The organism is Haloplanus sp. GCM10025708, assembly GCF_042663985.1.
Classification (GTDB): Archaea; Halobacteriota; Halobacteria; order Halobacteriales; family Haloferacaceae; genus Salinirarus; species Salinirarus marinus.
Window position 1 is genome coordinate 2,336,219 of the sequence record NZ_JBHSZA010000011.1, and the last position, 26,702, is coordinate 2,362,920.

Below are 26,702 nucleotides of genomic sequence, written 5' to 3' on the forward strand. Positions count from 1 at the left end.
GTCACGGGCGCGGACTCGCTTCGAACCACCTTCTCGGCCGCGCTCCCGACGATGGCGCGCCCGACGTCTCCGCCCTCGCTGTGGCCCATCACGACGTGGTCGTAGCCGCGTTCCTCGACGAGGTCGACGATCCGCTCGCCGACGTGGGCGGCCGTCCGCACGCCGATCCGCTCGTCGAGTATCAGTTCGGGCGTGTCGTCGACGCCCGCGTCGCCGAGACGGTCGCGGGCCGCGTCGAGTATCTGATCCGTCGCGTCCGTCTCGGCGTCGCTGACGTGGACGACGTGGAGCGACGCGTCGAACCGGTCGGCGAAGTCGATGGCGAACGACAGCGCCCTGTGGCTCGACTCGGTGCCGTCGACGGGAACGAGAACGTCCATACGTGCGGCCTTCCCTCTTCGCTTTTATCGATCGACGGCGTCGAGCGTCTCGGCCGCCTCGCGCGCGGCCCCGAGCAGTTCCTTCGCCCGGCGCGGGTCGTCGGCCGTCTCGGCCGCCTCCGCGAAGCGCGTGAGCGTCCGGACGAGCGACGCGCGGGCGCGTTCGACCGACGCCTCGCCCTCGCTGGACGCCCGTTGCGGCGTCGGCGGTCGCGTCGGCTCGGGGGTCGGTTCGCCCCGACGGGGCCGTTCCGGTTCGGACTCGGTGGCGGGTTCGCCGCCGGCGTGGGCACTCTCCGTCGCGGTCGGCTCGGGGCGCTCTCCTCCGGTCGGTGTCTCCGCCTCGACCGCCTGGCCGTTCGCTTGCGTCTCGGGGGCTTGCGCGGTCTGGGTCGCCTCCGCGGCGGACTCCTCGCCTTCGCCTCCCGTCGTCGTCTGGCAGGTGGGACAGAACTCCTGGCCCTCGTAGCGGAAGATCGGATCGCCACACTGGTCGCAGTGGCGGTTGGTCATCGTCGCGCCCTGTAACAGCAGTTCGCTCATCCGCTGGGTGGCTTCGCGCTTCTCCTGGTCTTTCTCGTATTTCTCTCGGAGTCGCTCGCGCTCGGCCTCCTTGTCGAAGCCGCTCATACGTACACGCACGCCGTTCGGGGCGAAAAACCCCACGGGACGGCTTCCGCGGCCCGGTGATCGACGACTGTCGAACGCCTCTTTCGTCGAATCCGGCCGGCTCCGGCGTGTTCCGAAGCGTTTAATCGGAATCCAGGGCCACAGATACGTGATATGACGAAAGTCAGTGTCATCGGTGCCGCCGGTACGGTCGGCGCTGCGGCAGGGTATAACATAGCACTCCGCGATATCGCGGACGAACTCGTCTTCGTCGACATCCCCGACATGGAAGACGAGACGGTCGGGCAGGCCGCGGACGTGAACCACGGCGTCGCCTACGACTCGAACACGGTCGTCCGACAGGGCGGCTACGAGGCGACCGAGGGATCGGACGTCGTCGTCATCACGGCCGGCATCCCGCGCAAACCCGGCCAGACGCGCATCGACCTCGCGGGCGACAACGCGCCCATCATGGAGGACATCGGCTCCTCGCTGGCCGAGTACAACGACGACTTCGTCTCCATCACGACCTCCAACCCCGTGGACCTGTTGAACCGCCACCTCTACGAGGCGGGCGACCGCGACCGGCAGCAAGTCATCGGCTTCGGCGGCCGCCTCGACTCCGCGCGCTTCCGATACGTCCTCTCCGAACGCTTCGACGTACCCGTCCGGAACGTGGAAGCGACCATCCTCGGCGAACACGGCGACGCGCAGGTGCCGGTCTTCTCGAAGGTCCGCGTCGACGGCGCGGACCCCGAGTTCACCGACGACGAGAAAGAGGAGATCCTCGGCAACCTCCAGGAGAGCGCCATGGACGTCATCGAACGCAAGGGCGCGACCGAGTGGGGTCCGGCGACGGGCGTCGCCCACATGGTCGAGGCCGTCATCCGCGACACGGGTGAAGTCCTCCCCGGCAGTCTCGTCCTCGACGGCGAGTTCGGCTACGAGAACACCGCCTTCGGCGTCCCCGTCAAACTCGGCTCCGACGGCGTCGAGGACGTCGTCGAGTGGGACCTCACCGACTACGAGGCCGACCTGATGGACGAGGCGGCGGAGAAGCTCTCCGAGCAGTACGACGAAATCGCCTAGCCGCCCTCACAACCGCCGTTTCAGCGTTTCGGCCGTCTCCGGCCCGACCCCGGGGACGTCCCGCAGGTCGTCGACGGAGGCGTCCCGGACGTTCTCGACGCTCCCGAACCGCCGGAGGAGTCGCTTTCGCGTCTCCGGCCCGACGCCGGGCACGTCGTCGAGCGCCGTCGACACGTCGTCGCGGAGCGTCTGGTGGTACTGGACGGCGAAGCGGTGGGCCTCGTCGCGAACCCGCTGGAGGACGTGCAGCTGCGGCGCGTCCGACGGCCAGTCGTGGCTCCGCTCGCCCGTCAACACGAGTTCGCGCTCTTTCGCCAGCGCGACCGCGGGAACGTCCCACCCAGCCTCGTCGAGGGCGTCCCGCGCCGCCGCCAGTTGGCCCTCGCCGCCGTCGATCAGCAGCAGGTCCGGATCCGGCCTGTCGTCGCGCCCCTCGATCGCGCGTGCCGCGCGCCACTCCACGAGCGCGCGCATGTTCGCGTAGTCGTCGTTCCGATCGGGGAGTTTCTTCCGCCGGTAGGCCGACTTGTCCGCGCTCCCGTCGACGAAACAGACGTCGCTTCCGACCACCGCCGTCCCCTGCGCGTGGCTCACGTCGAAGCCCTCGATGCGCTCGACGCCGTCGAGGCCCAGCGCGTCCGCGAGTGCGCCGAGTTCGTCGTCGCGGCCGCTCCCGCGCCGGGCGTTTTTCAGCGCGAGTTCGACCAGTTTCGCCTCTCGGCCCGCCCCGGGGACGCGGACGGCGACGCCCTCGGCTTCGAGCCACGCGCGAACGTCCGGGTCGTCCGGGCGTTCGGAGAGGAGGAGCGCGTCCGGCAGTTCGCGTTCGGCGTAGTACTGCGGGACGAACGCGGAGAGCAGGGCCGACACCCGGTCCTCGCCCGCGGGCGCGTCGAGTCGGTGTCGCGACCGATCGACGAGCTGTCCGCGTTCGCTGTGCAACCGGGCCACCGTCGCGTCGTCGCCCTCGACGGCCGCGCCGAGGACGTCCACCGCCCGTTCGTCGGTCCGGGCGGCGACGGCTTCGCCCCCTCGCCGTGGAACGACCGGACGGCGTCGAGCCGGTCCCGGAGGTTCGCGGCGCGTTCGAACGACTCCGACTCGGCGGCCGCCTCCATCTCGCGGCGAAGCGGGTCCGCGAGCGCCCCCGTCTCCCCTCGAAGAAGCGGACGGCGGCGTCGACGTCCTCGCGGTAGGCTTCCGCGTCGATTTCGCCCGTGCAGGGCGCGCTACAGAGGCCCATCTCGTAATCGAGGCAGGGGCGCTCCCGGTTGCGGTACTTGTGCTCCGAACAGCCGCGCAGGCCGTACGTCTCGCGGATGGCCTTGACGACCGTGTCGACGCGGCTCTTGTCCGTGAACGGCCCGAAGACGGTGGCCCCCTCCGCCGGGTCGCGCGTCACCTCGATGCGGGGGGCGGCGTGGTCGGTCAACTGCACGAGCGGGTAGGACTTGTCGTCTTTCAGGCGGACGTTGTACCGGGGCTGGTGGCGCTTGATGAGGTTCGCCTCCAGCAACAGCGCCTGCGTCTCCGTCTCCGTGACGGCGAACTCGACCCGCTCGGCGCGGTCGACCATGCGCCGGATGCGGTCGCTCCGCGGATCGGCGTACGACCGCACTCGACTCCGGAGGTCGACTGCTTTCCCGACGTAGAGGACGGCGTCGCCCCGGTGGAACTGGTAGACGCCGGGCTCTCGCGGCAGGTCGGCGGCGTGGTCGCGCACCTCGTTCGCGTCCATCGCCTCCGCCTAGCGACCCGGCGGGCTTGAGGTTGACGCGTTCGCCCGCCACTCGACGCGGACTCCCGACCCACAGCCGACAGGATGAAACGCTCCCGCGCCCGCACTGCCTCTATGACCGAGCGACTGTGGTTGGTCGAACGCGACTACAACGACAAGGGCCTCATCGAACTCGTCTACGCCACTCCCGACGGCGAACGCGTCCGCCGTCGTGCCCGCGCCCCGGCCGCCCTCCAGCAGCGCGGGGCGGCCGTGACCGCCGCCATCGACGTCGACGCCGACACGCTGGACTCGATCGACGACCCCGACCTGCAGAACCGCTACGCGAAAGAGGCGACCCGGATGGCCGAGCAACACGACCCCGACGACGCGGTGTGACGCCGTCCGGCGACGACGCCGTTCGGGCTCTGCGGGAGGATGCCGGAATCGCCGCCGACCGAACTGCGTCCCGCCCGGGCCCGTCAGAGCGTACGCCTACCCACTCTCCAGTTTCCAGCACGTTCGGGAGAGGAGGCTGTCGTCGATGTGGCTGCGCAACTCACGGAACATCCGCTCTTCGGTCAGCCGATACACCGCCCGGTGCGTGTACGCATCGGTGGGGAGCGGCGTCGGCGTCGTCCCGTCCGCATCGGCGGTCGGCGTCGCCGGAACCGCGTCGAACGTGAGACGGACGACGTATCGCTCGCCCACCGTCTCGACGGAGTGAACCCGGAGCGACTCGACGCCCCCGTACTCGTCGTTGGTCGCGACGGCGTACACGCTCTCGAACTCCTCCACGAACGCCCCGGCAGCGTCTTCCGTCAGCTCCGACGGTGGCGTGGGCAACCCATCGACGTCGGGCAGTGGCTCGCACGTCTCTGGGAACGGTACGGGCGTTTCGGTCGGCGTCGCCGTCGTCTCTGCGGTTGAGGTCGCCGAATCCGCTGTTTCCGTCGGCGTCGATCCGGGCTCGGTTCCGCCGTTCGACCCCGCCGATTGGCCGCCCGTGCAACCGCTCAGGCCGACGAACCCGAGTACGCCCGCCCCGGCTTCGAGGACGTCACGTCGGTGCATATCCAGTGCTGGTCTGCGTCGTGAAAGTGAGTGACGATTCCTCAAACACGTATTTTACACACGACGAGCAGCTGATTCAGGGATCGCTGAGAAAAATAAACGAGCGCCGTTGTCGATCGTGAGCCCCGCGTCTCGCACGCCGCTGCACACGACCGTCGTTCCGACACCTAAACCCTTTAACCGGGACTGGTACAACGAACCCCTATGGCCGCAATCGACCTCGACGGGGTGACAAAGCGGTTCGGCGACGTGACCGCCGTCCGGAACCTCGACCTCACGGTCCCCGAAGGCGCTGTGTTCGGCTTCCTCGGACCGAACGGCGCGGGGAAATCTACGACGATCAACATGCTCCTCGACTTCGTCCGCCCGACCCACGGGTCGGTTCGCGTCCTCGGGATGGACGCCCAGGACGAGAGCGTCGCCGTCCGCGATCGAACGGGCGTGCTCCCGGAGGGGTACGACGTCTACCACCGCCTCTCCGGGCGCAAACACGTCGAGTTCGCCATGCGATCGAAAGGCGTCTTCGAGGAGACGGACCCCGACGCCGTCCTCGAACGGGTCGGCCTCGAAGGCGACGCCGACCGGCGCGCCGGCGGCTACTCCAAGGGGATGCGCCAGCGCCTCGCCCTCGGGATGGCGCTCGTGGGCGACCCCGACCTGCTCGTCCTCGACGAACCCTCGTCGGGTCTCGACCCCGGCGGGGCCAAGGAGATGCGAGACATCGTCCGCGCGGAAGCGGAGCGGGGGCGACCGTCTTCTTCTCCAGTCACGTCCTCGGGCAGGTCGAGGCGGTCTGTGACCGCGTCGGCATCCTGCGCGACGGCGAACTCGTCGCCGAGGACAGCATCGAGGGCCTGCGCGACGCCGTCGGCAGCGAGGAGACGCTCGTCGTCACCGTCGAGGGGGCGTCGGCGACGACGCCCTCGACGCCGTCCGGTCGCTCTCGGGCGTCGCCGCCGCGACGGCCGACGGCGACACCGTCACCGTCTCGTGTGACGCCGACGCCAAGACGGCCGTCATCGGCGCGCTCGAAGACGCCGGCGTCACCGTCAGCGACTTCCAGACCGAGGAGACGTCGCTGGAGGACCTCTTTCTCTCCTACACCGAGGAGGTGTCGGCATGAGCTGGGACGCCGTCGCCCGCAAGGACTTCGAGGACGCCATCCGCTCGCGGTGGCTGCTCGCGCTCTCGGGCCTGTTCGTGTTGCTCGTCGCCGGCGCGGCCTATCTCGTGCGCCCCGCGCCGGGACAGACCATCTCCTCGAACGACGTGCTCAACTCGCTGCTCATCCGCGACGCTCTCGTGACGACGCTCGTCCCGCTCATCGCCCTCGTCGTCGCCTACAACGCCGTCGTCGGGGAGCGCGAGTCCGGCTCGCTGAAACTCCTGCTGTCGCTGCCCCACTCCCGCGCCGACGTGGTGTTCGGGAAGGTCGTCGGCCGCGCCGGGGCCATCTCCGTCCCCATCTTCGTGGGCTTTCTCCTGCCGGCCGCCGTCTTCGCCGCCATCCCGGCGGTCACCTTCGACGCGCCCGCGTACCTCGGATACACCGCTCTGACGGCCGTCCTCGCCGTCGCGTTCGTCAGCATCGCCGTCGGCTTCTCGGCGGCGGCGGCCTCGCAACGCCTCGCCATCGCCGGTGCCATCGCCGTCTACTTCCTGTTCGTTCCGCTCTGGGGCGCGGTGCAGTTCCCTCTCCGGTTCTACCTCGGCATGGGCGGAGGTCCCGGGTGGCTCCCCTCGCCGGCACCGAGGTGTTGCGGATGCTCCGCCTCGTCAACCCCTCGGGGTCGTTCAAAATCGTCGCGAGCGGGCTGATGCAGGGTTCGCTGTTCAGCGGCGGCAACGCGAACTTCCAGGTCTCGGCCGCGCTGATGCTCGTCGTCTGGATCCTCACGCCGCCCCTGCTCGGTCTCCTGCGGTTCCGGACGCGAGACCTGTAGCGGCGGTCTACAGGCCGGCGACGTCTTCGATGGCGTCGGTCAGCGCCCGGATGCTCTCGACGTCGTGTTCGCCCATGTGGCCGATGCGGAACGTCTTCCCGCCGAGCGCCGACCCGTAGCCGTTCGAGAACACCATGTCGTATTCCTCTGAAACCCTGTCGATCGTCCCGGCGACGTCGATGCCGCGGGTGTTCTCGATGCAGCTCACCGTCTGAGACTCGTAGCCCGCCTCGGGGAACACCCCGAAGTGGTCGCGGGCCCACTCGCGGGTGTACTCGGCCATCTCGCGGTGGCGCTGATCGCGCGCCTCGTGGCCCTCTTCCAGCATATGTTTCATCTGCGTGCGGTAGGCCAGCATGACGGGGATCGCCGGCGTCGAGTGGGTCTGGCCCTTCCGGTCGTAGTAGTCGAGCGAGCGCTGGAAGCCGCCGTACCACGACGCGGAGTCTTTCTCGACTTCGCGCTCGTAGGCGTCGTCGCTGACGACGCAGACGGCGAGGCCGGGCGGCATGGCGAACGCCTTCTGGACCGACGTGAAGATGACGTCGATGCCGTGGGCGTCGATGTCGACGTAGTCGCCGCCGAGGGCGGAGACGGCGTCGACGACGAAGTAAGTGTCCGGGTAGTCGACGACGACGTCGCCGATCTCCTCGATCGGGTTGCGGACGCCGGTCGAACTCTCGTTCATCACGCAGGTGACGGCGTCGTACTCCGTGTCGCTCCCTCGAGGCGGGCGCGCACGTCCTCGGGTTTGACCGCTCGCCCCCACTCGTATTCGAGCGTGTCGACGTCCTTGCCGAGGCGTTCGGCGACGTTGGCCTGTCGCTCGCTGAAGCTCCCGCAGGTCGTCACGAGGACGTTCTCGTCGACGAGGTTGAGGATGGAACTCTCCATGAACTCGGTCCCCGACCCGGTGAGGATTATGAGGTCGTTGTCGGTGCCGAGAAACTCCTTCGTGTCCTCGACGACGGTCGTGTAGAGGTCCGTCATCCGGTCCATGCGGTGACCGAACATCGGTTCGCACATCGCCTCGACGACGTCCTCGCGCACTTCGGTCGGCCCCGGAATGTACAGCGTCTTGTCGGGATAATCGCCCGTGTATTCGCGTTTCTTGGTCACTCGAACCACCTGCGTACGGACTAGCGGACTGCGAGACGGCATGGTCCTTTTGATACTGCGCCGCGACCGGCGACCGGCACGCGGGTGCCGCCGGGGACTCCGCTCCGGACGGGTGTGAGCGCGGCGTACCCAACCGGGACGCTCTCATCTCGCTGTGTCGCCTACGCCTCCTGCGGTGTCGTCGCGCCCCTCATCGACACCGCGTTTTTCCGCCGATCACCCGCAGGGTTTGCCGTAACTGACGGTTATAAGTTTCTAGAGAAATATGCGTAGTATACATGACCGACGGCTTTCACACCCGCAGTCTCCACGCCGGACAGTCTCCCGACCCGGCGACGGGTGCGCGCGCGCCGCCGATCTACCAGACCACGTCCTACGTGTTCGAGGACGCCGAGGACGCCGCCGAACGGTTCTCCCTCGACGTCGAGGACAACATCTACTCCCGCTTTTCCAACCCGACGGTTCGGATGCTGGAAGACCGCCTCGCGTCGCTCTCGGGAGGGTCCGGTGCCGTGGCGACGGCCTCCGGACTCGCCTCCCTCGACGCCGCGACGAGCGTCCTCGCGAAAGCCGGCGAGAACGTCGTCGCGTCCGCCGACATGTACGGCGGCACCAGCACCTACTTCTCGAAGATGGGCGCTCGTCGCGGCCTCGACTTCCGAACGGTCGACACGCTCGACTACGACGCCTACGCCGAGGCCGTCGACGACGACACCGCCTTCGTCCACGTCGAGACGCTGGCGAACCCGTCGCTCGTGACGCCCGACTTCCAGCGACTCGCCGACATCGCCCACGAACACGCCGTCCCTCTCCTCGTCGACAACACCTTCGCGTCGCCCTACCTGTGTCGCCCCGTCGAACACGGCGCGGACGTCGTCTGGGAGTCGACGACGAAGTGGATTCACGGCTCCGGGACGACTGTCGGCGGCGTCCTCGTCGACGGCGGGACGTTCCCGTGGGACCACCCCGACGCCGACTACGACGAACTCGCGGGCGAGAACCCCGCCTACGACGTGGACTTCTCCGACCGCTTCGGCGATCGGGCGTTCGCGGCCGCGGCCCGGTACCGCTCGCTTCGCAGTCTCGGCAGCGCCCAGTCGCCGTTCGACGCGTGGGTCACCCTGCAGGGCCTGGAGACGCTGCCGCTCCGGATGGATCGCCACTGCGAGAACGCCCGGATCGTCGCGGAACATCTCCGCGACCACCCCGCCGTCGACTGGGTGACCTACCCCGGGTTCGCGGACCACCCGACTCACGACAACGCTGCGAGTATCTCGACGGTTACGGCGGCATGGTCACGTTCGGCCTCGCCGAGGGTACGACGCCGCCAAACGGCTGTGCGAGACGGTCGAACTCGCCAGTTTCCTCGCCAACATCGGCGACGCCAAGACGCTGATCATCCACCCCGCCTCGACCACACACTCGCAGTTGACCGCGGACGAACAGCGCGCGGCGGGCGTCTCGCCGGACATGGTCCGCCTCTCGGTCGGCCTCGAAGACGCAACCGACATCATCGCCGACCTCGAACGGGGACTCACATGACGTCCGTGGACCGCGGGACGCGCCACCTCGGCGAGTTCGAGTTCGAGTGTGGCGAGTCCATCGACGACCTGCAGATAGCTTACGAGGCCTACGGCGACTTCGACGGCGACAACGCCGTCCTCGTCTGTCACGCGCTGACGGGCAGTCAGAACGTCGCCAGCCAGGGCGCACCCGGCACCTCCGGACAGGCCCGCGCCTGGTGGGGCGACATCGTCGGCCCGGGGAAGGCCGTCGACACCACCGAGTACTACGTCGTCTGCGCGAACGTCCCCGGTTCGTGTTACGGGTCGTCCGGCCCGCCGGCGGAACGTCCCGACGGGGACGAACCGTGGGGGACCGACTTCCCCCGTCACCGTCGGCGACTGGACCCGCGCCCAGCGGCGACTGCTCGACGCCCTCGGCGTCGGTCGCTTGCACGCCGTCGTCGGCGGCAGCGTCGGCGGCATGAACGTCCTCGGCTGGGCGGTGCGCTACCCCGACGACGTCCTCCGAATCGCCCCCATCGCCGCCGCCGCCCGCCTCGACCCGCAGTGTCTCGCCCTCGACGCCATCGCCCGCCGCGCCATCACCACGGACTGCGGCTGGCAGGGCGGCGACTACTACGGCGACGAGCATCCGAAAGACGGCCTCGCTCTCGCCCGGCAGATCGGCCACGTGATGTATCTCTCGAAGGATTCGATGGAGGATCGATTCGGCCGACGCGCCGCCGGTCGCGACGCCGCCCGCTCGTTCCCCGCGGACCGCGCGGCCAACTTCTTCCCCTACCGCGACGTCGAGTCCTACCTCGACTACCAGGCCGAGAAGTTCGTCGAGCGGTTCGACGCCAACTCCTATCTCTATCTCACCCGCGCCATGGACGACTACGACCTGAGCGAGGGCTACGAGTCCGACGCCGACGCCCTCGGCGCGTTCGAGGGCGAGGCGCTCGTCATGTCGTTCACCGGCGACTGGCATTTCACCGTCGAGCAGTCCGAGTCGCTCGCGTCGGCGTTCCGCGAGGCCAACGCCCCCGTCGCTCACCACGTCGTCGACTCCGACCACGGCCACGACGCATTCCTCGTCGAACCCGAGAAGGTCGGCCCGCCGCTCCGGGACTTCCTCTCGGAGGGCGTCCGCGGGCGCGCCGTCCACGACACCGCGAGCGAGGAAACGGACGAGGGCGACTTCGCGCCCGTCCACAACTCGCTGTTCTCCGGTTAGAGGAGCGTCGCCGCCGCGAACGCGACGAGCAGCCACCCGACGCCCGCGCCCGCGGCTACCGTCGCAGCCGCGGTCAGCGAGTCGTCGGTCAGCAGGAGGCGAACGCCGAGGACCAGGCTGGCGACGACGAGAAACTGCGGGAGGACGGCCGACGGCGGGAGACGCATACGACCGCGTAGGGGCGGCGTCCTCATAGAAACACCGGGTCGTAGACACCGGCAGGACCTGCTGACGTCCGTCGCCTTTAGGCTCCTCGGGGAGAACCCCCAGGCATGTCCGAAGACGAACCCGGGTTTTACACCCGAAGCCTTCACGCTGGACAGGAGCCCGACCCGTCGACCGGTGCGCGCGCGCCGCCGATCTACCAGACCACGTCCTACGTGTTCGACGACGCCGAGGACGCGGCCAAGCAGTTCGCCCTGGAGAAAGAGGGCCACATCTACTCGCGCCTGATGAACCCCACCGTCGGGACGCTCCAGGAACGCCTCGCGGCGCTCGAGGGCGGCGTCGGAGCGGCCTGCACCGCCTCCGGGATGGCGTCGTTCGATCTGACGACGTTCCTCCTCGCGGAGGCCGGCGACAACATCGTCTCCGCCTCCGCGCTCTACGGCGGGACCTACACGTATCTGACCCACACGGTCGAGCGCCGGGGCATCGAGACGCGCTTCGTCGACACGCTCGATTACGACGCCTACGAGGCGGCCATCGACGACGACACCGCCTACGTCCACCTCGAAACCATCGGCAATCCGGCGCTCGTGACGCCCGACATCGAACGCATCGCCGACATCGCACACGACAACGGCGTCCCCCTCCTCGTGGACAACACCTTCGCGACGCCGTACCTCTGTCGCCCCCTCGAACACGGCGCGGACCTCGTCTGGAACTCCACGACCAAGTGGCTCCACGGCTCGGGGTCGACCATCGGCGGCGTCGTCGTCGACGGCGGGGAGTTCCCCTGGGACGAGTACGCCGAGGACTACCCCGAGATCGCGCAGTCGAACCCCGCCTACCACGGCGTCAACTTCTCCGAGCGGTTCGGCCCCGCCGCGTTCACCTACGCCGCCATCGCCCGCGGCCTGCGCGACCTCGGCGGGTCCCAGTCGCCGTTCGACGCCTGGGTCACCCTCCAGAAACTGGAGTCGTTCCCGATGCGGATGGAGCGCCACTGCGAGAACGCCATGGCCGTCGCCGAACACCTCGACGACCACCCCGAGGTGTCGTGGGTCAACTACCCCGGCCTCGAATCCCACGAGACCCACGAGGAAGCCTCGAAATACCTCGAGGGCGGCTACGGCGGCATGATCACGTTCGGCCTCGAAGCCGGCTACGAGGCGGCCAAGGGCACCGTCAACAACGTCGAACTCGCCTCCCTGCTCGCCAACGTCGGCGACGCCAAGACGCTGGTCATCCACCCCGCCTCGACCACCCACCAGCAGCTCACCGACGAGGAACAGGCCGCCGCCGGCGTCACGCCCGACATGGTGCGTCTCTCGGTCGGCCTCGAGGACGTCGACGACATCGTCGCCGACCTGGACCAGGCCATCGACGCGGCGACGTAAGCGCCGGCGACACGTCGACTCTCGCCTTCCCGTTCCGCCCGACGTCGCGGGCGTGCGCCGTCGTTCAGTCGGATCTCGACACGAAACGAAGGAGGTTCGAGCGGGACGCCGCGCCCCCGGCCACTCACTCGGCGTCGAGGATGCGTCGCTCTTCGAGGACGCGACCGAGGCGGTACATCGAGGAGACGACGACGTCACAGGCGGGCCTGACGGCGTCTTTCGGGAGGAAGCCGATGGAGAGGCCGGCGACTTCGAGCATCGGCAGGTCGTTCGCGCCGTCGCCGACGGCGAGCGTCCGGTCCATCGGGACGTCGAGATCCGCCGCCAGCGATTCCAGCGCTTCGTCTTTCGTCCCCTCGACGAGGGGCCCCTCGACGCCGCCGGTGAGGCGGCCGCCCTTCATCGGCAGGCGGTTGGCGACGATGGTGTCGACCTGGACGCCCTCGCGTTCGAGGGCGCGTTCGACGCCGCGTTCGAACCCGCCGGTGAGGATGGCGGTGTGGTGGCCGTGTTCGTTGAGGCGGTCGACGAGTTCGGCCGCCCCCTCGCGCAGGCGCACCTGCCCGAACGCCGCTTCCGCTCGCTCCCGTTCGAGGCCGTCGAGGAGCGACGCCCGCTCGCGCAGACTCTCGGCGTAGCTGAGTTCGTCGTTCATGGCCCGTTCGGTGATGTCGGCCATCCGATCTGCGACGCCCATCTGTTCGCCCAGCAACACCGTCATCTCCGAATCCGAAAGCGTGCCGTCGAAGTCGAACGCGACGAGTCTCATATCTCTCCCTCGCCGCCTGACCGTTTGAAACCTACTGAATCGCTCGCGGACGTGGGCGGTTTGGAAACCCTTAACCACGCCCCACAGGTCGATACGAACATGAAAGTCCTCATCACTGACCCCATCGACGACGCCGGTGTCGACCGGCTCGTGGAGTCGGGTCACGAGGTCGAACTCGCCTACGACGTCGAGGGCGACGCACTGCTCGAAGCCGTCGCGGACGCCAACGCGCTGGTGGTCCGCTCCGGCACCGAGGTGACCCGCGAGGTGTTCGAGGCGGCACCCGACCTGGTCATGGTCGGCCGCGCCGGCATCGGCGTCGACAACATCGACATCGACGCCGCCACCGACCACGGCGTCATCGTCGCCAACGCGCCGGAGGGGAACGTCCGCGCCGCCGCCGAACACACCGTCGCGATGGCGTTCGCCGCTGCGCGCTCTATCCCGCAGGCCCACGCCCGTCTGAAGGGCGGCGAGTGGGCGAAAGGCGACTACCTCGGGACGGAACTCAACGGCAAGACGCTGGGCATCGTCGGCCTCGGGCGCGTCGGGCAGGAAGTCGCCAAGCGACTCGACGCCCTCGGGATGGACCTCGTCGCCTACGACCCCTACATCGGCGAGGATCGCGCCGAGCGACTCGGTGCCCAACTCGTCGAGTTCGAGACGTGTCTCGACCGGGCCGACTTCCTCACCGTCCACACGCCGCTGACGCCGGAGACGGAGGACCTCGTCTCGACCGACGAACTCGAACTGATGGGCGGCGGCTACCTCGTCAACTGCGCCCGGGGCGGCGTCGTCGACGAGGACGCCCTCGCCGCCGCCGTCGAGGACGGCACCCTGGACGGCGCGGCCATCGACGTCTTCGCGGAGGAACCCGTCTCGCCCGACAACCCCCTGCTGGCCGTCGAGGACGTCGTCGTCACGCCTCACCTCGGCGCGTCCACCGAGGCGGCACAGGAGAACGTCGCGACGAGCATCGCCGACCAGATCATCGCCGCCTTCGCGGACGAACCCGTGGTGAACGCGCTGAACGCGCCCTCCGTCGACGAGAGCGCCTTCCCGCGCATCCGCCCGTACATCGAGATCGCGGAGACGGCCGGCAAGGTGGCCGCGCAGGTGTTCGACGGCCGCATCTCGGGCGTCGAAGTCAGCTACGAGGGCGACATCGCCGACGAGGACGTCGACCTGGTCACCGCGAGCGCGCTGAAAGGCGTCTTCGAGCCGCTGGAGTGGCAGGTGAACGCCGTCAACGCCCCCCAGATCGCGGAGGACCGCGGCATCGAGGTCACCGAGTCCAAGACGATACAGGCCGAGGACTTCCAGAGCCTCGTCTCGGTGACCGTCCGCGGCGGCGGCGAGGAACTGACCGTCTGCGGGACGCTCTTCGCGGGCGACGACCCCCGCATCGTCCGCATCGACGGCTACCGTGTCGACGCCATCCCCGGCGGGAAGATGCTCGTCGCCCGCAACTACGACAAGCCGGGCGTCATCGGCTTCATCGGCACCGTCCTCGGCGACAACGACGTCAACATCGCGGGGATGTTCAACGCCCGCGAGACCATCGGCGGCGAGGCGCTGACGGTGTACAACCTCGACGAGGAAGTGCCCGAGGATGTCCTTGAGACGCTGCTCGCGGACGACCGCATCATCTCGGTCCGACAGATCACCCTCAACGGGGAGTGACTCACCGACCGAGGGCGTCGGTGAGGCGGGACAGGAGCCCCGCGTCGTCGGCTCGTTCGTCCGGCCGTTCGTCGGCCGGAGTCGACTCCGTCGCCCCGGTCCGTTCCTGTTCGAGCAGCCGTTCGTAGTGGTCGATGAGTTCCTGTCGCTCCTGGCGTTCCTTCTCGAGGGCGGCCCGCAGGACGGCGTTCTCGTGTTCGAGGTCGTCGACGCTGGCGTCGTCTTTCGGGAACGTCTCTACGCGCTCGCGGTCGCTGCTGACGGTTCCGGTCGGGAGGCCGCTCGGGGCCATGTGTGAGAGCATGTCCCACGGACGCAAAAGCCCAGTCAGACTCGCGTCAGACGCCGGATTACCCGGGCCGTCACTCCGCGAGGTGGGCCAACACCGCGTCGGTGTCGTCGGGGACGGGTTCGGGTTCCCGCCCCGCCTCGTAGGCCGCGTCGGGGTCTTTCAACAGGTGCCCGGTCGTCAGGCAGACCACCTGCTCGTCATCGCCGACGACGCCCCGGTCGCGGAGTTTTCGAAGCCCCGCGACGGAGGCCGCGGAGGCCGGTTCGACGCCGACGCCCTCGCCCGCCAGCGTGCGCTGGGCGTCCGTGATCGCCTCGTCGGTGACGCTGACGGCCGTCCCGCCCGTCTCGCGGACGCCCGGGAGCGCCTTCGGCGCGTTGACGGGGTTGCCGATGCGGATGGCCGTGGCGATGGTTTCGACGTCCTCCCAGCGGCGCACCTCGTCGGCGTCGCTCTCGATCGCCTCGACGAACGGGGCCGCCCCCTCCGCCTGGACGCCCGTGAGTTTCGGCACGTCCGCGGGGTCCAGCGCGCCGCTCTGGACGAGTTCGCGAAAGCACTTGTACAGCGCCGCGGTGTTGCCCGCGTTGCCGACGGGGAGGACGATGCGGTCCGGATAGGCCCCGTAGTCGGCGTGGAACGCCTCCAGGATTTCGAGGCCGATGGTCTTCTGGCCCTCCAGACGGAAGGGGTTGAGCGAATTGAGCAGATAGACTTCGCCCCGACCGGCGAGGTTCTGGACGATGTCGAGACAGGCGTCGAAGTTGCCGTCGACTTCGAGGATGCGCGCGCCGTGGAGCGACGCCTGCGCGATTTTGCCGGCCGCCACTTTCCCCGCCGGCAGGAGGACGAGCGTCTCCATCCCCGCGCGAGCGCCGTAGGCGGCGAGGGCGGCGCTGGTGTTGCCCGTCGAGGCGCAGGCGAGGCGGTCGACGCCGAGTTCCTGTGCCACGCGGACGCCGACGGTCATCCCCCGGTCTTTGAAACTCCCCGTCGGATTCATCCCCTCGTGTTTGATTCGGAGGGCGTCGACGCCCACCTCGTCTTCGAGTCGCGGGACGCGGTGGAGCGGGGTGTTTCCCTCGGGGAGCGTGACGCCTTCCTCGAAAGGGAGGGCGGCGTCGTAGCGCCAGACGCCCGACCCGGAGAAGTCGTCGAACGTCGGCAGGTCGTCGTACCGCACCTCCAGCAACCCGTCGCAGTCGTCGCAGGTGTAGCGGATCTCCGAGAAGGGGGCGAACGTCTCGCCACACTCGATGCACTCCAGCCAGACCCCGTCGTCGGCGACGGCTGGCTCCTCCGGCGCGGGGGCCGTCAACTCCAGACTCATTGGCCCGAACATCGGGCCCACGGGTAAAAAGGCGGCCGGTCTCCCCTATTCGTCTCCGAACTCGTCGATGCGTTCGTGGACTCGTTCGACCCACTCGTCGAGCGTCTCGTGCATCCGTTCTTTGGCCTCGGGCAGCGGCGTCGCCGTGTACTGGTAGACGTATCCTCCCGGGTCGAGCAGTCGGCGCTCCCGTTCGGCGAGGCCCTTCTCCAGCAGCGTCGTCAACGAGCGGTTGACGTTGCTCCGGTCGCGGTCCAGCCGGTCTGCGAGTTCCGCGACGGTGCTGCCCGGGTTGTCGAGCAAGACGAGATACGTCCGACTCTCGTGGTTCTGGATGCCGAACACACAGGAGAGGACGTGCTGGAAGCTCGGATCCTCCACGCTCACCAGTCCCTCGACGTCGGGTGCGTCGGACATACGACGGCATTCCCTCGAACGGGGTTAAATCCCGCTTTTGCGGCGACCGTCACGCCGTTTTCGCGTAGCCCATGCGTTCGATACAGGTCCGCATCGCCGACTCCTCGTCGTGTTTGTGGAGCGTCGTCGGCGTATCGCAGTAGTAGGTGGTGCCGTCGTGGCGGAGGGTCACCTCGTGTTCGCCGCCGAGCATCTCCGTGCGGACGACCACGCGCCGGCCGTCGTTCAGCGCGTCCAGAATCTCGTCGACCGTGAGTTCGCCGGCCGCCACGCGCAACGGGTCGGTCATCTTCCGTGCCTGAGGGTCGGCGTCCCCTTCACGTTGTCGTCGATTTCGACTCGTCTTCTTTCCGGGGGCCTCGACGCCCTCCGCGGCTTCGACGCTCTCGGTCTGCTTTTCCGTGTCGACGTGCCAGCGGTCGACCCTGTCCGCGTATTCGGCGAGGCGGGCGCTCACCTCCGATTTGAGTTCGTCGTCGTTGACGTTCACCTCGAAGATGAACTCCTCCTCGTCGCCGCCGCGGGCCGTCTTCTGGACGTTCGCGCTCACCAGTTCGTTGTCGAAGTAGTACGGCGCGAGCTGTGTCATCACCTTCTCGTAGACGGTCCCCTCGAGCGCGCGGAGCGCCCGTCGGCCCGCCGAGTCCGCCGCGCGGGCGACGTAGTTGATCGAGTCCTGCCAGTGTTCGACCGCGCCGGTGCTGTCGCCCGCCTCCACTTTCTCGTAGGACTCGCTCAGTTTCTCGCCGGCCGTGCGAAGGTCCTCGTCCGGTTCCTTCCCGGCTTTCTCGCCTTCGCCCTCGCCGACGCTCGCCTGTTTGGCCGTCTTCTCGCTGACGTCCTCGCCGAGGCGTTCGTGGGATTTGGGCCGCCACTCGTCCCACTCCTCGAAGGCCTCGCCGTCGACGCCGGCGTCGCGGAGCGCGCGGGTGACGCGCTCGCCGTGTTCGACGACGTCACCCCACGATCCCCGGATTTTGAACCCGGATACGCTCTCTTCCATCTGTTGTTTACTCGGTGATTCGGAATAAACTGTCTTTCGGCGTCATCGACCGCCGGTGAGACGCGTCGCCACCTCGTCGAGCGTGCGCCGGACGCCGGCGCGCCACGCCGGCGACGCCGGCCGCAATCGGTCGTCGCCGACGCCGACGCGGGCGTCGCCGAACGGGTCGCGCCCCGCGGCGTTCCCGTCGGCCGCCGCGACGTCGACGGCGGATCTCGTCGCGCGTCGACCGCGGGCCTCGGTTCGCTCGCTGTCCATAGTTCTCGGTTCGCAGATATGTCTACCACGCGGTTAAACCTTGTCGTGGCGATCCGTGAGCTTTTACCGCCGAGTGGAGTGTGCACACGTATGGGATACCGCGTCGTCGATACGGACGAAGTCGCCCCCGAAACCGATCGGCCCTGCGAATGTCGCCGGCTCTCGGATCCGGCGGGGCTCTCGCGGATGGCTATCAACCTCTTCCGCGCCGACCCCGGCGAGCAACTGCCGCTGGCGTATCACTACCACGACGAACAGGAGGAGGCCTTCTACGTCGTCTCCGGGACCCTCAGCGTCGAGACGCCCGAGGAGACGTACGTCGTCGACGAGGGGAGCCTCTTCGTCGTCGACCCCGGGAGCCCACAGCGAGCGTACAACCCCGAAGACGCCGACGCGGCGGTGGAAGTCGTCGCCGTCGGTGCCCCGCCGGCGGACGACGACGTCCACGCCTACGAACCGTGACCGCCGCTGATCCGGCTGACTGCCAATAAGTCGACGCCGACGCGCCGGTACGGCGGCCGAGGACGACCCGCGCGTGTCGCTGGTCACGAACGCCGCGCCGGCGTCGACTTTCGCCACCGTCGCGGTCCGGTGTCTCGGCTTCGTCGCGGTGCTGGTCCTCCTCACGCACCTCGCCGACGTCGGGGAGTCAGGCGTCGAGCGCGTCCGCGAGTTCGTGAAACGTCGATATCGCGTAATCCGGGTCGGGGAACCACGGTTCCCACGGATCGCCCGTGCGGTCTATCCAGACGCCCTGCATTCCGGCGTGCATCGCGCCGCGGACGTCGAACGCGGGACCGGCGACGTGTGCGACGTTCTCGATCGGCGTCCCGGTCCGAGCGGCACCGTGGCGATACACCGCGGCCTCGGGTTTGAACGTCCGAATCTCGTGGACGCTAATCGCGTCCTCGACGACGCCGTCGAGATCCGCGTGTGCGAGCAGCGTATCGAGCATCTCCGGGGTGCCCATCGAGAGGACGTACACGTCGTAGGCGTCTGCCAGACGAGCGAGTCCGTCCGCGACGTCGTCGAACGGGTCGAGTTCGTCGAACGTCGCGAGTATCTCCGCGCGCTCGGCCCGCGTCGTCGTGACGCCGTGGGCTTCGAGCGCCTGCTCTAACCCCGCTTCGATGAGTTCGTCGAACGGGCGGTAGTCGTCGACGTCGTTGGCGATCATCACGTACGACAGGTAGTTCGACCGCCACGCCGCGAGGACGGCTGCCGGGTCGTCGGTGTGTTCGGCGACGGCGTCCTCGGACGCGCTCGGATCGACGAGGGTGCCGTAGGAGTCGACGGTGATCGTCTCGACGCGGCCCGGGTGGAACGGCATAGGAGACGCTGTCTCGAGCGACCACCATAGGCGTGTGGGTGGTCGTCACCGGACATCGCTGCCGCCGATGGCCGGGTTTATGTCGGTTCACGCCCCGATTTCGGGTATGACGATCGAGGACCGCGACGACGCGTACCTCATCACGCACGCGCTCGCGAAAGACACGCTCTCGAAGATCCGCGACGTCGAGACGGAACAGGTGGCGTTCCGCAAGGGTCTGGTGAAACTCGGCCGCATCTGTGGCTACGAGATCATCGACGGCGCGATGGACACCGAGTACGTCTCCATCGAGACGCCGCTGGCGGAGACGACGGGCGAACGCGTCAGAGGCCTCGACGACGTGGTCATCATCAACGTCCTCCGGGCGGCGACGCCGTTCGTCGAGGGACTCCTGAAGGCGTTCCCGCGCGCCAAACAGGGCGTCATCAGCGCCGGCCGCGACGAGGAGGCTGGCATGAACGAGGCCGGCGAGTTCCCCATCACCATCGACTACGTGAAACTGCCCGACATCTCGGAGGATGACACCGTCATCGTCGCCGATCCGATGCTCGCCACCGGAAGCACGATGTGTGCGGTGCTGGAGTACGTTCTCGACGACCAGCCCGCCCCGGAGAACCTCTTCGTCCTCTCGGCGGTTTCCGCCCCCGCCGGACTCCTGCACGTCGCCGATCGGTTTCCCGACGCCGATCTCCTCACTGTCGCCATCGACGACGAACTCGACGGGAACGGCTACATCGTTCCCGGCCTCGGCGACGCCGGCGACCGGGCGTTCCGGACCAAGTGACCGGCGCTCCCGTCCGTCGGTCGACGGGCCGGAAACGCCGCCACGACCGCGTCGCCGACCGGCTTGCGCGCTACGATCGCGCGATGCACTCCGACGGCGTCGTCACAAATCGACCCGACAACTCGTTCCCGTCGCCAACCCCTCGCGCTCGACGTGGGCCGCGAGACAGCCGTAGTTACAGAACTGCCCCGCGCGGTCGCGGTCGCCCCACCCTTCCTCGACGACGACGGGGAGTGCGCCGTCACGTCGCACCCGCAGTAGGTACAGTCGGATTCAGTCACGAGCGACGGTACGGGTCGGACTCCAATGGGCGTGTCGCCGAGCACGCGGTCGAACGTCGCCACCGGTGGCGAGCGTCGCTGTCGGAGGGCGACGCCCACGGCGTACGACGACCGGTGGGTGTTCCCCTCGTCGTACGTGACGAGGAGTCGAACCCCCTTCTTCGAGTCGAAATCCGACAGACTGTAGCCGAATCGCCGGCGAATAATCTCCACTGAATCCCGCCCTCGGGGGATCTCTATAGCGTTCGGGAGGTTTCAGGAGAGGTCGACGCGTCCGCTGGTGGCGCTTTGCAGCCGGTCGCGGAGGGCGGACGCCTCGTCGACCGGCACCCGGATTTCGAAGCGGACGTCCTCGGCGTAGTCGGCGTCGAACTCGACGTCCTCGCTCTCTAAGACGGCGCGGACGGTACCGGAGTCGCCGTATTCGACGGCGGCCGCGAACCGTTCGCGGGGAGTTTCTCGACGACGCCCGCGTCCTCGACGGCTTCCTTCACGGCCCGCGAGTAAGCGCGCGCGAGGCCGCCGACGCCGAGGTTCGGCCCGCTCTTGTAGCGGACGACGGCGACGACGACGTTCCGGATCTCCTGCTGGACGAGGACGTTCAGCGCGGGCTTGCCCGACGACCCCGAGGGTTCGCCGTCGTCGCTACACCACTCGCGGAGCATCGCCTCGTCCGCCCCGGATCGCCCCTCGTCCGCCGGGACGCGGTAGGCGGGGACGACGTGGCGCGCGTCGGGATACTCCGCGTTCACTTCCTCGACGAACGCCTCCGCCTCGGCGACGGTGCGGGCGGCCCCGGCGAGGCCCACGAACGTCGACCCGTTCACCTCGAATCGGGCCTCGCCGGGGCCGGCGACGGTACGGACGGGCTCGGCCATCAGAACTCGACTTTCCGCACGTACGGCAGTTCGCGAATCGTCACCAGCAACTCCCCGGGGAGCGGTCCGTCCGTGACGACGTAGCATTTGGGATCGTCCGTGAACTCGGGGTCCTCGCTGATTATCTGTCGAATGGAGATGTCTCGGTCCGCGATGGCCGACGTCACGTCGGCGACGATGCCGGGTTCCGTCTCGTCTTCGACCCAGACGGTCAGGACCGCCAGATCGAGGACGGGCGCGAGATCCATCAGGCTCGGGATCGAGGAGATGTTCTGGAAGATGCGCCGCAGTTCGGGGTCCTCCAGGATAGCGTCCGTCGTCGAATCGACGACGCGGCGGTCGACGCCGATCTCGCGTGCGATGCCCGTGTTCGGGATCTCGATGCCGCCGGAGACGACCCGTCCCTCGTCGTTGACGGAGAAGCCGCGTTCGAGGAGGAGACGAATCACCTCCTGTTGGCTCGGGCTCCCCTCGAATTTGCCCATGATCTCGTCGAACATTCGTTAGTTCGCTTAGTCGGTGGCGGGCCATAATCCTGCGGGTCCGAGAGTCGTGGACCGATGCCGCCGCCGTGAACCCTGGAGAACGGACCGCTCCGACGCCGTACGGATTACCCTCCACCTACGTCGTCTGGATACGGTCGATGTCGGCCAACACGCCGTCGATGGAGACGCTCTCGTTCGCCCAGACGTTCTCCGGATCGAGAGCGTCCGCGTCGAGGACTTCCTGTGGCGTCAACCATACCCACTCCGGGTTCTTGTTCTCGTGAGGTTCACTGAACGTGTTGAGTTCGTCCTCCAGGAACTCCTTGCCGAACGGTGCCAGAATCGGTGGCGGTCCTGCGGATCCCTCGAACGTGTCTTCGTAGTCGGGGACGCCGCCAGCCCAGTTCTCGGGGTCGCCGACGACGAGTCGCATCACCATCCCGAGGATGTGGTGTGGGCCGCAGTACACGTCGTACAGTCCTGGTTCGGTGAATTCGTAGAGCCACGCTCCGCCGGCGTTGACGACTGGCGACGAGAAGGGTGGCACGTTCGGTGGCACTCGGTGCTGGAAGCCGTGCGCGTTGTGGTAGGCTGTGATCGTGTGGTCCGGCGTCGTGTAGCGGAACTCGACCACGTCCCCTACGTCGAGTGCCAGTCCCGCTGGGTCGAAGTGAAAGAGTGGTCCGTGTTCCGTCTCCTTCGGCGGACCGGGTTCGTACGGCACGCCCTGTCGGACGTGCAATTCGACGGTGTAGTTCGGTTGGAGGTCGCCCGGGAGGCTCGAAATCGTCCCCGCGTCGGGTGTCGCGTATCCGTAGTTCGGATCGATTTCCGCCGGGTGCGACGGCGAGTGTTCGGCCCGTACCCTCCGACTGCCGAACGCCAGCGCCGCACCGACACCGAGGGCCTTCAGGAGTGGTCGCCGATTCACGTCGGGTGGTTCGTCCGCCGATTCATCGCTCGCTGTCGAATCCGATTCCGCTGGCATGGGAGACACCCCACGAGAATTGGGTATAATAATTATTAAACATTATGATTGGAAAGTTACAGTTATGGCGAATCAGAGGGTGAGAGCGGGATGCAGTGAGGTGGTGGGTGCTCGATTTCGCGGCAAATCCTAATACCCCGGCGGGTGACGTTCACGTCATGGACAGGAGGGGTCGACTGTGAGCGTTCTGGACCGGGGCCCGCGAGAGCAGATTCAGGTCCTCGACGAGGCGGGTGAGCTAGTCGGCGATCCGCCGTCGCTGAGCGACGACGAACTCGTCGCGATCTACCGCGAGATGAAGCTCGCGCGCCACTTCGACGCCCGGGCGGTGAGCCTCCAGCGGCAGGGGCGGATGGGTACCTATCCCCCGATGTCCGGCCAGGAGGCGGCGCAGGTCGGGAGCGCCTTCGCCCTCGACGAGGCGGACTGGCTCTTCCCGAGCTATCGCGAACACGCCGCGACGCACGTCCACGGCGTCCCGCTCGAACGGACGCTGCTCTACTGGATGGGACACGAGTCGGGCAACCGGATGCCCGACGAGGCGAACGTCTTCACCATCGCCGTCCCCATCGCCACGCAGATCCCCCACGCGACGGGCGCGGCGTGGGCGGCCACCCTCCGCGGCGACCGGCACGCCTTCCTCTGTTACTTCGGCGACGGCGCGACGAGCGAGGGCGACTTCCACGAGGGGTTGAACTTCGCGGGCGTCTTCGACACGCCGACCGTCTTCTTCTGTAACAACAACCAGTGGGCCATCTCGGTGCCGCGGGAGCGCCAGACGGCGTCCGAGACGATAGCACAGAAGGCGGAGGCGTACGGCTTCGACGGCGTACAGGTGGACGGCATGGACCCGCTCGCGGTGTATCGGGTGACCCGCGAAGCGGTGGCGAAAGCCAGGGACCCCGACGCCGACGAGTCGCGGCCGACGCTCGTCGAGGCGGTGCAGTACCGCTTCGGCGCACACACGACAGCGGACGACCCCAGCGTCTACCGGTCCCAGGAGGAAGTCGAGGAGTGGCGGGGGAAAGACCCCATCCCGCGACTGGAGACGTATCTCCGCGAGACGGGGCGACTCGACGACGAGAGAGTCGACGCCATCCAAGCGTCGATAGAGGAGGAGGTGTCGGCGGCCGTCGACACGGCCGAGGGCGAGCGCCGACCGCATCCCGAGGAGATGTTCTCGCAGGTGTTCGCCGACCTGCCCGACCGCCTCCGGGAGCAACTCGAAGACCTCGAACGACTCCGTGACCGCTACGGCGACGAGAGATTCCTGAAAGAATGAGCGCACAGAACCTCACGCTCGTGCAGGCAGTACGGGACGGACTCCACACCGAAATGCAAAACGACGAGGACGTGATCGTCCTCGGAGAGGACGTCGGCAAGAACGGCGGCGTCTTCCGCGCGACCGAGGGCCTCTACGACGAGTTCGGCGGCGACAGGGTCGTCGACACGCCCCTCGCGGAGGCGGGCATCGTCGGCACCTCCATCGGCATGGCCGCCTACGGCCTGCGCCCGGTGCCCGAAATCCAGTTCATGGGCTTCATCTACCCGGCGTTCGACCAGATAATCAGCCACGCCGCCCGGCTCCGGACTCGCAGTCGCGGCCGGTTCACCTGTCCGATGGTCGTGCGCGCGCCCTACGGCGGCGGCATCCGCGCGCCGGAACACCACTCCGAATCGAAGGAGGCCTTCTTCGTCCACGAACCCGGCCTGAAGGTGGTCATCCCGAGTACGCCCTACGACACGAAGGGCCTGCTCATCTCGGCCGTCCGCGACCCGGACCCGGTCGTCTTCCTCGAACCCAAACTCATCTACCGGGCGTTCCGCGAGGAGGTGCCCGACGAGGAGTACACCGTCCCGCTCGGCGAGGCGGCGGTCCGACGCGAGGGGGCGACGTCTCCGTGTTCACGTGGGGAGCGATGACCCGCGTGACGATGGAGGCGGCCGAGAACCTCGCCGCGGAGGGCGTCGACTGCGAGGTGGTCGATCTGCGGACGCTCTCGCCGCTGGACCGCGACGCCGTCGTCGAGTCGTTCCGGAAGACCGGCCGGGCGGCAGTCGTCCACGAAGCGCCCAAGACGGGCGGCCTCGCCGGCGAACTGACGGCCATCGTTCAGGAGGAGGCGCTCCTCTACCAGGAAGCGCCCGTCGAGCGCATCACGGGCTTCGACACGCCGTACCCCCTCTACGCGCTGGAGGACTACTACCTCCCGTCGGTTGCCCGCATCGAAGACGGTATCCGCAACGTGGTGGAGTACTGACCATGACGATACGAGAGTTCAAACTCCCGGACGTCGGCGAAGGGGTCGCCGAAGGCGAACTCGTCCAGTGGTTGGTCGAACCCGGCGACGCGGTTTCGGAAGACCAGCCCGTCGCCGAGGTGGAGACGGACAAGGCGCTCGTGGAGATCCTCCTCCTACGACGGCACCGTGAAGGAACTCCGCGCCGAGGAAGGCGAGATGGTCCCGGTCGGCGACGTCATCATCACCTTCGAGGTGGCGGAGGAAGCGGAAGAGCCGGAAGCGGCCGGGGAATCCGAAGCGGAAGAAGCGACCGAGGCGGAAGCGACGGAATCGGAGGCGACCGAGGCGGAGGCGACCGAAGCGGAGACGACCACGCCCGGCGAGCGCGTCTTCGCGCCGCCGAGCACGCGCCGTCTCGCCCGCGAGCTCGACGTCGACCTGCAGTCGGTCGCGGGGTCGGGACCGGGCGGCCGCGTCACCGACGCCGACGTGCGGGCCGCCGCCGAAGCGGGGACGGAGCGCCGGACGGCCGAGTCGCCCGAACCCCGGTCGGTGACGTTCGGAAGCGGGACGCCGGCCGTCTCGCGACGCGAACCCGACGAACCGACCGTCTCGCGACGCGAACCCGACGAACCGACCGTCTCGCGGCGGGAGGCGGGCGACCGAACGGCACGGGCCGTCGAACGCGTCGCGGAGGAACGCGCGTCGTCGCGGGCGGCGGGCCGCGAGCGGACGCTCGCCACGCCGGCGACGCGCCGCGTCGCGGAGGAACTCGACGTCGACATCGACGACGTGCCGACCGAGAAGACCCGCGAGGGGGAACCGTTCGTCACCGCGGCGATGGTCCACGACTACGCCGAGAGCCAGCGTGCCGCGGCGGAGACGGCGACGGAGGTGGAGGCCGAGGTGGGTTCGGTGTCCGAGGCGAGGGCGGCCGAAGCGCCCGCCGAGACGCTCGCTCCCGAAGAGACGGTCGAAGCGACCGGGGGCGAGTCCGGCCCCGTGCCCGGCGATCGCGTCCCGTACCGCGGCGTGCGTCGCTCCATCGGCGAGCACATGCAGCGCTCGAAGGCGGAGATTCCCCACGCCGTCCACTACGACGGCGTGGACGTGACGGACCTCGTGCGCCTCCGCGAGCGCCTCCGCCCCATCGCGGCGAACCGCGGCGTGAAACTCACCTACATGCCGTTCGTGCTGAAGGCCGTCGCGTCGGCGCTGCGCGAGCATCCGTACATGAACGCCTCGCTCGACGAGGACGCCGAGGAGATCGTCCTGCACGACGAGTACAACGTCGGCGTGGCGACGGCGACGGACGCGGGCCTGATGGTGCCCGTCGTCCGCGACGTCGACGAGAAGGGCCTCGTCGAAATCGCCGCGGAGTTGAACGACAAGGTCGAGCGGACGCGCGAGCGGACCATCGGCCGCGAGGAGATGCAGGGCGGGACGTTCACGGTCACGAACGTCGGCGTCGTCGGCGGCGAGTACGCCTCGCCCATCGTCAACCACCCCGAGGTGGGGATTCTCGCGATGGGAGCCATCGAGAAACGGCCGACGGTCGTCGACGACGACGTCGTTGCGCGCCACACCCTGCCGCTGTCGCTCGCGATCGACCACCGCGTCGTCGACGGCGCGGTGGCGGCTGAGTTCACGAACCACCTGAAGTCGTCGCTGTCGACGCCCGAGCGACTCCTGCTCGAATAGCGCGCCGCAATCGCCGGGCCAATAT

Annotated in this window: 23 protein-coding genes and 10 pseudogenes; 15 read left to right on the forward strand and 18 right to left on the reverse strand. The window is 68.4% G+C overall.

What is annotated here, in order from left to right; translation table 11 throughout:
- Positions 1 to 50: 50 nt before the first annotated feature.
- A pseudogene (locus ACFQJD_RS16260) lies at positions 51 to 380 on the reverse strand (universal stress protein); the annotation flags it as partial.
- A gap of 24 nt (positions 381 to 404) precedes the next feature.
- A complete protein-coding gene (locus ACFQJD_RS16265) occupies positions 405 to 1,010 on the reverse strand; it encodes an Sjogren's syndrome/scleroderma autoantigen 1 family protein (RefSeq protein ID WP_379799648.1) in 606 nt (201 codons plus the stop codon).
- A gap of 153 nt (positions 1,011 to 1,163) precedes the next feature.
- Here ACFQJD_RS16265 and mdh point away from each other — a divergent pair, with 153 nt between their 5' ends.
- A complete protein-coding gene (gene mdh, locus ACFQJD_RS16270) occupies positions 1,164 to 2,078 on the forward strand; it encodes a malate dehydrogenase (RefSeq protein WP_379799650.1) in 915 nt (304 codons plus the stop codon).
- Positions 2,079 to 2,084: 6 nt separating this feature from the next.
- Here mdh and ACFQJD_RS16275 read toward each other — a convergent pair.
- A pseudogene (locus tag ACFQJD_RS16275) lies at positions 2,085 to 3,816 on the reverse strand (excinuclease ABC subunit C).
- 114 nt (positions 3,817 to 3,930) lie between these two features.
- Between ACFQJD_RS16275 and ACFQJD_RS16280 the strand changes: the two are divergent.
- Positions 3,931 to 4,194 carry a hypothetical protein gene (locus tag ACFQJD_RS16280; protein WP_379799652.1) on the forward strand — a complete coding sequence of 88 codons (264 nt, stop codon included), beginning with the start codon at positions 3,931 to 3,933 and terminating at the stop codon, positions 4,192 to 4,194.
- A 96-nt stretch (positions 4,195 to 4,290) separates the two neighbouring features.
- On the opposite strand, the gene ACFQJD_RS16285 is transcribed toward ACFQJD_RS16280, so the two are convergent.
- Complete coding sequence (locus ACFQJD_RS16285; protein WP_379799654.1) at positions 4,291 to 4,869, reverse strand: hypothetical protein; 579 nt, start codon at positions 4,867 to 4,869, stop codon at positions 4,291 to 4,293.
- A gap of 204 nt (positions 4,870 to 5,073) precedes the next feature.
- On the opposite strand from ACFQJD_RS16285, the pseudogene ACFQJD_RS16290 reads away from it, so the two are divergent.
- The 3 genes and pseudogenes from ACFQJD_RS16290 to ACFQJD_RS16300 all read left to right on the forward strand — a co-directional run bounded on the left by ACFQJD_RS16290 (position 5,074) and on the right by ACFQJD_RS16300 (position 6,812).
- Positions 5,074 to 5,992, forward strand: a pseudogene (locus ACFQJD_RS16290) (ATP-binding cassette domain-containing protein).
- Positions 5,989 to 6,687, forward strand: coding sequence for an ABC transporter permease (locus tag ACFQJD_RS16295; RefSeq protein ID WP_379799656.1), 699 nt, complete (start codon positions 5,989 to 5,991; stop codon positions 6,685 to 6,687). Before ACFQJD_RS16290 ends, ACFQJD_RS16295 begins: the two are co-directional and overlap by 4 nt.
- Positions 6,687 to 6,812 (forward strand): hypothetical protein, encoded by a 126-nt coding sequence (locus ACFQJD_RS16300; RefSeq protein WP_379799658.1) that lies wholly within the window; start codon positions 6,687 to 6,689, stop codon positions 6,810 to 6,812. Before ACFQJD_RS16295 ends, ACFQJD_RS16300 begins: the two co-directional genes overlap by 1 nt.
- Before the next feature lie 7 nt (positions 6,813 to 6,819).
- Here ACFQJD_RS16300 and ACFQJD_RS16305 read toward each other — a convergent pair.
- Positions 6,820 to 7,931, reverse strand: a pseudogene (locus tag ACFQJD_RS16305) (pyridoxal-phosphate-dependent aminotransferase family protein).
- 278 nt (positions 7,932 to 8,209) lie between these two features.
- On the opposite strand from ACFQJD_RS16305, the pseudogene ACFQJD_RS16310 reads away from it, so the two are divergent.
- Together ACFQJD_RS16310 and metX are read left to right on the forward strand one after the other, a co-directional pair.
- Positions 8,210 to 9,473: pseudogene (locus ACFQJD_RS16310) on the forward strand (O-acetylhomoserine aminocarboxypropyltransferase/cysteine synthase family protein).
- Positions 9,470 to 10,673, forward strand: a pseudogene (gene metX, locus ACFQJD_RS16315) (homoserine O-acetyltransferase MetX). The pseudogenes ACFQJD_RS16310 and metX overlap by 4 nt, the downstream one beginning before the upstream one ends.
- Here the strand turns inward: metX and ACFQJD_RS16320 are convergent.
- Positions 10,670 to 10,840 carry a hypothetical protein gene (locus ACFQJD_RS16320; RefSeq protein ID WP_379799660.1) on the reverse strand — a complete coding sequence of 57 codons (171 nt, stop codon included), beginning with the start codon at positions 10,838 to 10,840 and terminating at the stop codon, positions 10,670 to 10,672. The pseudogene metX and the gene ACFQJD_RS16320 overlap by 4 nt on opposite strands.
- Positions 10,841 to 10,945: 105 nt before the next feature.
- On the opposite strand from ACFQJD_RS16320, the gene ACFQJD_RS16325 reads away from it, so the two are divergent.
- The gene (locus tag ACFQJD_RS16325) at positions 10,946 to 12,235 is read left to right on the forward strand and encodes an O-acetylhomoserine aminocarboxypropyltransferase/cysteine synthase family protein (protein ID WP_379799662.1); all 1,290 of its coding nucleotides are present in this window, start codon (positions 10,946 to 10,948) and stop codon (positions 12,233 to 12,235) included.
- 124 nt (positions 12,236 to 12,359) lie between these two features.
- On the opposite strand, the gene serB is transcribed toward ACFQJD_RS16325, so the two are convergent.
- Positions 12,360 to 13,004, reverse strand: a complete 645-nt coding sequence (serB, locus tag ACFQJD_RS16330) for a phosphoserine phosphatase SerB (protein WP_379799664.1) — start codon at positions 13,002 to 13,004, stop codon at positions 12,360 to 12,362.
- Positions 13,005 to 13,103: 99 nt separating this feature from the next.
- Here serB and serA point away from each other — a divergent pair, with 99 nt between their 5' ends.
- Entirely contained in the window at positions 13,104 to 14,687 is a 1,584-nt protein-coding gene (gene serA, locus ACFQJD_RS16335) for a phosphoglycerate dehydrogenase (protein WP_379799666.1), read from the forward strand.
- A gap of 1 nt (position 14,688) precedes the next feature.
- Here serA and ACFQJD_RS16340 read toward each other — a convergent pair whose 3' ends face one another.
- The 6 genes and pseudogenes from ACFQJD_RS16340 to ACFQJD_RS16365 all read right to left on the reverse strand — a co-directional run bounded on the left by ACFQJD_RS16340 (position 14,689) and on the right by ACFQJD_RS16365 (position 17,987).
- The gene (locus ACFQJD_RS16340; protein WP_379799668.1) at positions 14,689 to 14,979 is read right to left on the reverse strand and encodes a hypothetical protein; all 291 of its coding nucleotides are present in this window, start codon (positions 14,977 to 14,979) and stop codon (positions 14,689 to 14,691) included.
- Between the two features lie 70 nt (positions 14,980 to 15,049).
- Complete coding sequence (gene thrC, locus ACFQJD_RS16345) at positions 15,050 to 16,309, reverse strand: threonine synthase (protein WP_379799670.1); 1,260 nt, start codon at positions 16,307 to 16,309, stop codon at positions 15,050 to 15,052.
- A 45-nt stretch (positions 16,310 to 16,354) separates the two neighbouring features.
- Positions 16,355 to 16,726, reverse strand: coding sequence for a helix-turn-helix domain-containing protein (locus ACFQJD_RS16350; RefSeq protein ID WP_379799672.1), 372 nt, complete (start codon positions 16,724 to 16,726; stop codon positions 16,355 to 16,357).
- A gap of 49 nt (positions 16,727 to 16,775) precedes the next feature.
- Complete coding sequence (locus tag ACFQJD_RS16355; RefSeq protein ID WP_379800573.1) at positions 16,776 to 17,015, reverse strand: hypothetical protein; 240 nt, start codon at positions 17,013 to 17,015, stop codon at positions 16,776 to 16,778.
- A gap of 63 nt (positions 17,016 to 17,078) precedes the next feature.
- Positions 17,079 to 17,729 (reverse strand): annotated as a pseudogene (locus ACFQJD_RS16360) (DUF5828 family protein); the annotation flags it as partial.
- Positions 17,730 to 17,771: 42 nt separating this feature from the next.
- Positions 17,772 to 17,987, reverse strand: coding sequence for a hypothetical protein (locus ACFQJD_RS16365; RefSeq protein WP_379799674.1), 216 nt, complete (start codon positions 17,985 to 17,987; stop codon positions 17,772 to 17,774).
- Positions 17,988 to 18,077: 90 nt separating this feature from the next.
- On the opposite strand from ACFQJD_RS16365, the gene ACFQJD_RS16370 reads away from it, so the two are divergent.
- Positions 18,078 to 18,449, forward strand: a complete 372-nt coding sequence (locus ACFQJD_RS16370) for a cupin domain-containing protein (RefSeq protein WP_379799676.1) — start codon at positions 18,078 to 18,080, stop codon at positions 18,447 to 18,449.
- A gap of 187 nt (positions 18,450 to 18,636) precedes the next feature.
- On the opposite strand, the gene ACFQJD_RS16375 is transcribed toward ACFQJD_RS16370, so the two are convergent.
- The gene (locus ACFQJD_RS16375; protein ID WP_379799678.1) at positions 18,637 to 19,317 is read right to left on the reverse strand and encodes a haloacid dehalogenase type II; all 681 of its coding nucleotides are present in this window, start codon (positions 19,315 to 19,317) and stop codon (positions 18,637 to 18,639) included.
- Positions 19,318 to 19,423: 106 nt separating this feature from the next.
- On the opposite strand from ACFQJD_RS16375, the gene upp reads away from it, so the two are divergent.
- Positions 19,424 to 20,101: a uracil phosphoribosyltransferase gene (upp, locus tag ACFQJD_RS16380; RefSeq protein WP_379799680.1), complete on the forward strand. Its 678-nt coding sequence runs from the start codon at positions 19,424 to 19,426 to the stop codon at positions 20,099 to 20,101.
- A gap of 102 nt (positions 20,102 to 20,203) precedes the next feature.
- On the opposite strand, the gene ACFQJD_RS16385 is transcribed toward upp, so the two are convergent.
- Complete coding sequence (locus ACFQJD_RS16385; protein WP_379799682.1) at positions 20,204 to 20,353, reverse strand: hypothetical protein; 150 nt, start codon at positions 20,351 to 20,353, stop codon at positions 20,204 to 20,206.
- A 54-nt stretch (positions 20,354 to 20,407) separates the two neighbouring features.
- Here ACFQJD_RS16385 and ACFQJD_RS16390 point away from each other — a divergent pair, with 54 nt between their 5' ends.
- Positions 20,408 to 20,569, forward strand: coding sequence for a hypothetical protein (locus ACFQJD_RS16390; RefSeq protein WP_379799684.1), 162 nt, complete (start codon positions 20,408 to 20,410; stop codon positions 20,567 to 20,569).
- A gap of 68 nt (positions 20,570 to 20,637) precedes the next feature.
- Here ACFQJD_RS16390 and ACFQJD_RS16395 read toward each other — a convergent pair.
- The 3 genes and pseudogenes from ACFQJD_RS16395 to ACFQJD_RS16405 all read right to left on the reverse strand — a co-directional run bounded on the left by ACFQJD_RS16395 (position 20,638) and on the right by ACFQJD_RS16405 (position 22,733).
- Positions 20,638 to 21,260 (reverse strand): annotated as a pseudogene (locus ACFQJD_RS16395) (IMPACT family protein).
- Entirely contained in the window at positions 21,260 to 21,760 is a 501-nt protein-coding gene (locus tag ACFQJD_RS16400; RefSeq protein ID WP_379799686.1) for an amino acid-binding protein, read from the reverse strand. Before ACFQJD_RS16400 ends, ACFQJD_RS16395 begins: the two are co-directional and overlap by 1 nt.
- A gap of 121 nt (positions 21,761 to 21,881) precedes the next feature.
- The gene (locus ACFQJD_RS16405; protein ID WP_379799688.1) at positions 21,882 to 22,733 is read right to left on the reverse strand and encodes a cupredoxin domain-containing protein; all 852 of its coding nucleotides are present in this window, start codon (positions 22,731 to 22,733) and stop codon (positions 21,882 to 21,884) included.
- Between the two features lie 178 nt (positions 22,734 to 22,911).
- On the opposite strand from ACFQJD_RS16405, the gene pdhA reads away from it, so the two are divergent.
- The 3 genes and pseudogenes from pdhA (at position 22,912) to ACFQJD_RS16420 (ending at position 26,677) form a co-directional block, all read left to right on the forward strand.
- Positions 22,912 to 24,015, forward strand: a complete 1,104-nt coding sequence (gene pdhA / locus ACFQJD_RS16410) for a pyruvate dehydrogenase (acetyl-transferring) E1 component subunit alpha (protein ID WP_379799690.1) — start codon at positions 22,912 to 22,914, stop codon at positions 24,013 to 24,015.
- Positions 24,012 to 24,994: pseudogene (locus ACFQJD_RS16415) on the forward strand (alpha-ketoacid dehydrogenase subunit beta). Before pdhA ends, ACFQJD_RS16415 begins: the two are co-directional and overlap by 4 nt.
- A gap of 2 nt (positions 24,995 to 24,996) precedes the next feature.
- Positions 24,997 to 26,677 (forward strand): annotated as a pseudogene (locus ACFQJD_RS16420) (dihydrolipoamide acetyltransferase family protein).
- The last annotated feature ends 25 nt before the right edge of the window (positions 26,678 to 26,702 follow it).

Coding starts and splice junctions, on each gene's coding strand:
- ACFQJD_RS16265 (WP_379799648.1), bottom strand. CDS start 1,010: ATGAGCGGCTTCGACAAGGAGGCCGAGCGCGAGCGACTCCGAGAGAAA.
- mdh (WP_379799650.1), top strand. CDS start 1,164: ATGACGAAAGTCAGTGTCATCGGTGCCGCCGGTACGGTCGGCGCTGCG.
- ACFQJD_RS16280 (WP_379799652.1), top strand. CDS start 3,931: ATGACCGAGCGACTGTGGTTGGTCGAACGCGACTACAACGACAAGGGC.
- ACFQJD_RS16285 (WP_379799654.1), bottom strand. CDS start 4,869: ATGCACCGACGTGACGTCCTCGAAGCCGGGGCGGGCGTACTCGGGTTC.
- ACFQJD_RS16295 (WP_379799656.1), top strand. CDS start 5,989: ATGAGCTGGGACGCCGTCGCCCGCAAGGACTTCGAGGACGCCATCCGC.
- ACFQJD_RS16300 (WP_379799658.1), top strand. CDS start 6,687: ATGCAGGGTTCGCTGTTCAGCGGCGGCAACGCGAACTTCCAGGTCTCG.
- ACFQJD_RS16320 (WP_379799660.1), bottom strand. CDS start 10,840: ATGCGTCTCCCGCCGTCGGCCGTCCTCCCGCAGTTTCTCGTCGTCGCC.
- ACFQJD_RS16325 (WP_379799662.1), top strand. CDS start 10,946: ATGTCCGAAGACGAACCCGGGTTTTACACCCGAAGCCTTCACGCTGGA.
- serB (WP_379799664.1), bottom strand. CDS start 13,004: ATGAGACTCGTCGCGTTCGACTTCGACGGCACGCTTTCGGATTCGGAG.
- serA (WP_379799666.1), top strand. CDS start 13,104: ATGAAAGTCCTCATCACTGACCCCATCGACGACGCCGGTGTCGACCGG.
- ACFQJD_RS16340 (WP_379799668.1), bottom strand. CDS start 14,979: ATGGCCCCGAGCGGCCTCCCGACCGGAACCGTCAGCAGCGACCGCGAG.
- thrC (WP_379799670.1), bottom strand. CDS start 16,309: ATGAGTCTGGAGTTGACGGCCCCCGCGCCGGAGGAGCCAGCCGTCGCC.
- ACFQJD_RS16350 (WP_379799672.1), bottom strand. CDS start 16,726: ATGTCCGACGCACCCGACGTCGAGGGACTGGTGAGCGTGGAGGATCCG.
- ACFQJD_RS16355 (WP_379800573.1), bottom strand. CDS start 17,015: ATGACCGACCCGTTGCGCGTGGCGGCCGGCGAACTCACGGTCGACGAG.
- ACFQJD_RS16365 (WP_379799674.1), bottom strand. CDS start 17,987: ATGGACAGCGAGCGAACCGAGGCCCGCGGTCGACGCGCGACGAGATCC.
- ACFQJD_RS16370 (WP_379799676.1), top strand. CDS start 18,078: ATGGGATACCGCGTCGTCGATACGGACGAAGTCGCCCCCGAAACCGAT.
- ACFQJD_RS16375 (WP_379799678.1), bottom strand. CDS start 19,317: ATGCCGTTCCACCCGGGCCGCGTCGAGACGATCACCGTCGACTCCTAC.
- upp (WP_379799680.1), top strand. CDS start 19,424: ATGACGATCGAGGACCGCGACGACGCGTACCTCATCACGCACGCGCTC.
- ACFQJD_RS16390 (WP_379799684.1), top strand. CDS start 20,408: ATGGGCGTGTCGCCGAGCACGCGGTCGAACGTCGCCACCGGTGGCGAG.
- ACFQJD_RS16400 (WP_379799686.1), bottom strand. CDS start 21,760: ATGTTCGACGAGATCATGGGCAAATTCGAGGGGAGCCCGAGCCAACAG.
- ACFQJD_RS16405 (WP_379799688.1), bottom strand. CDS start 22,733: ATGCCAGCGGAATCGGATTCGACAGCGAGCGATGAATCGGCGGACGAA.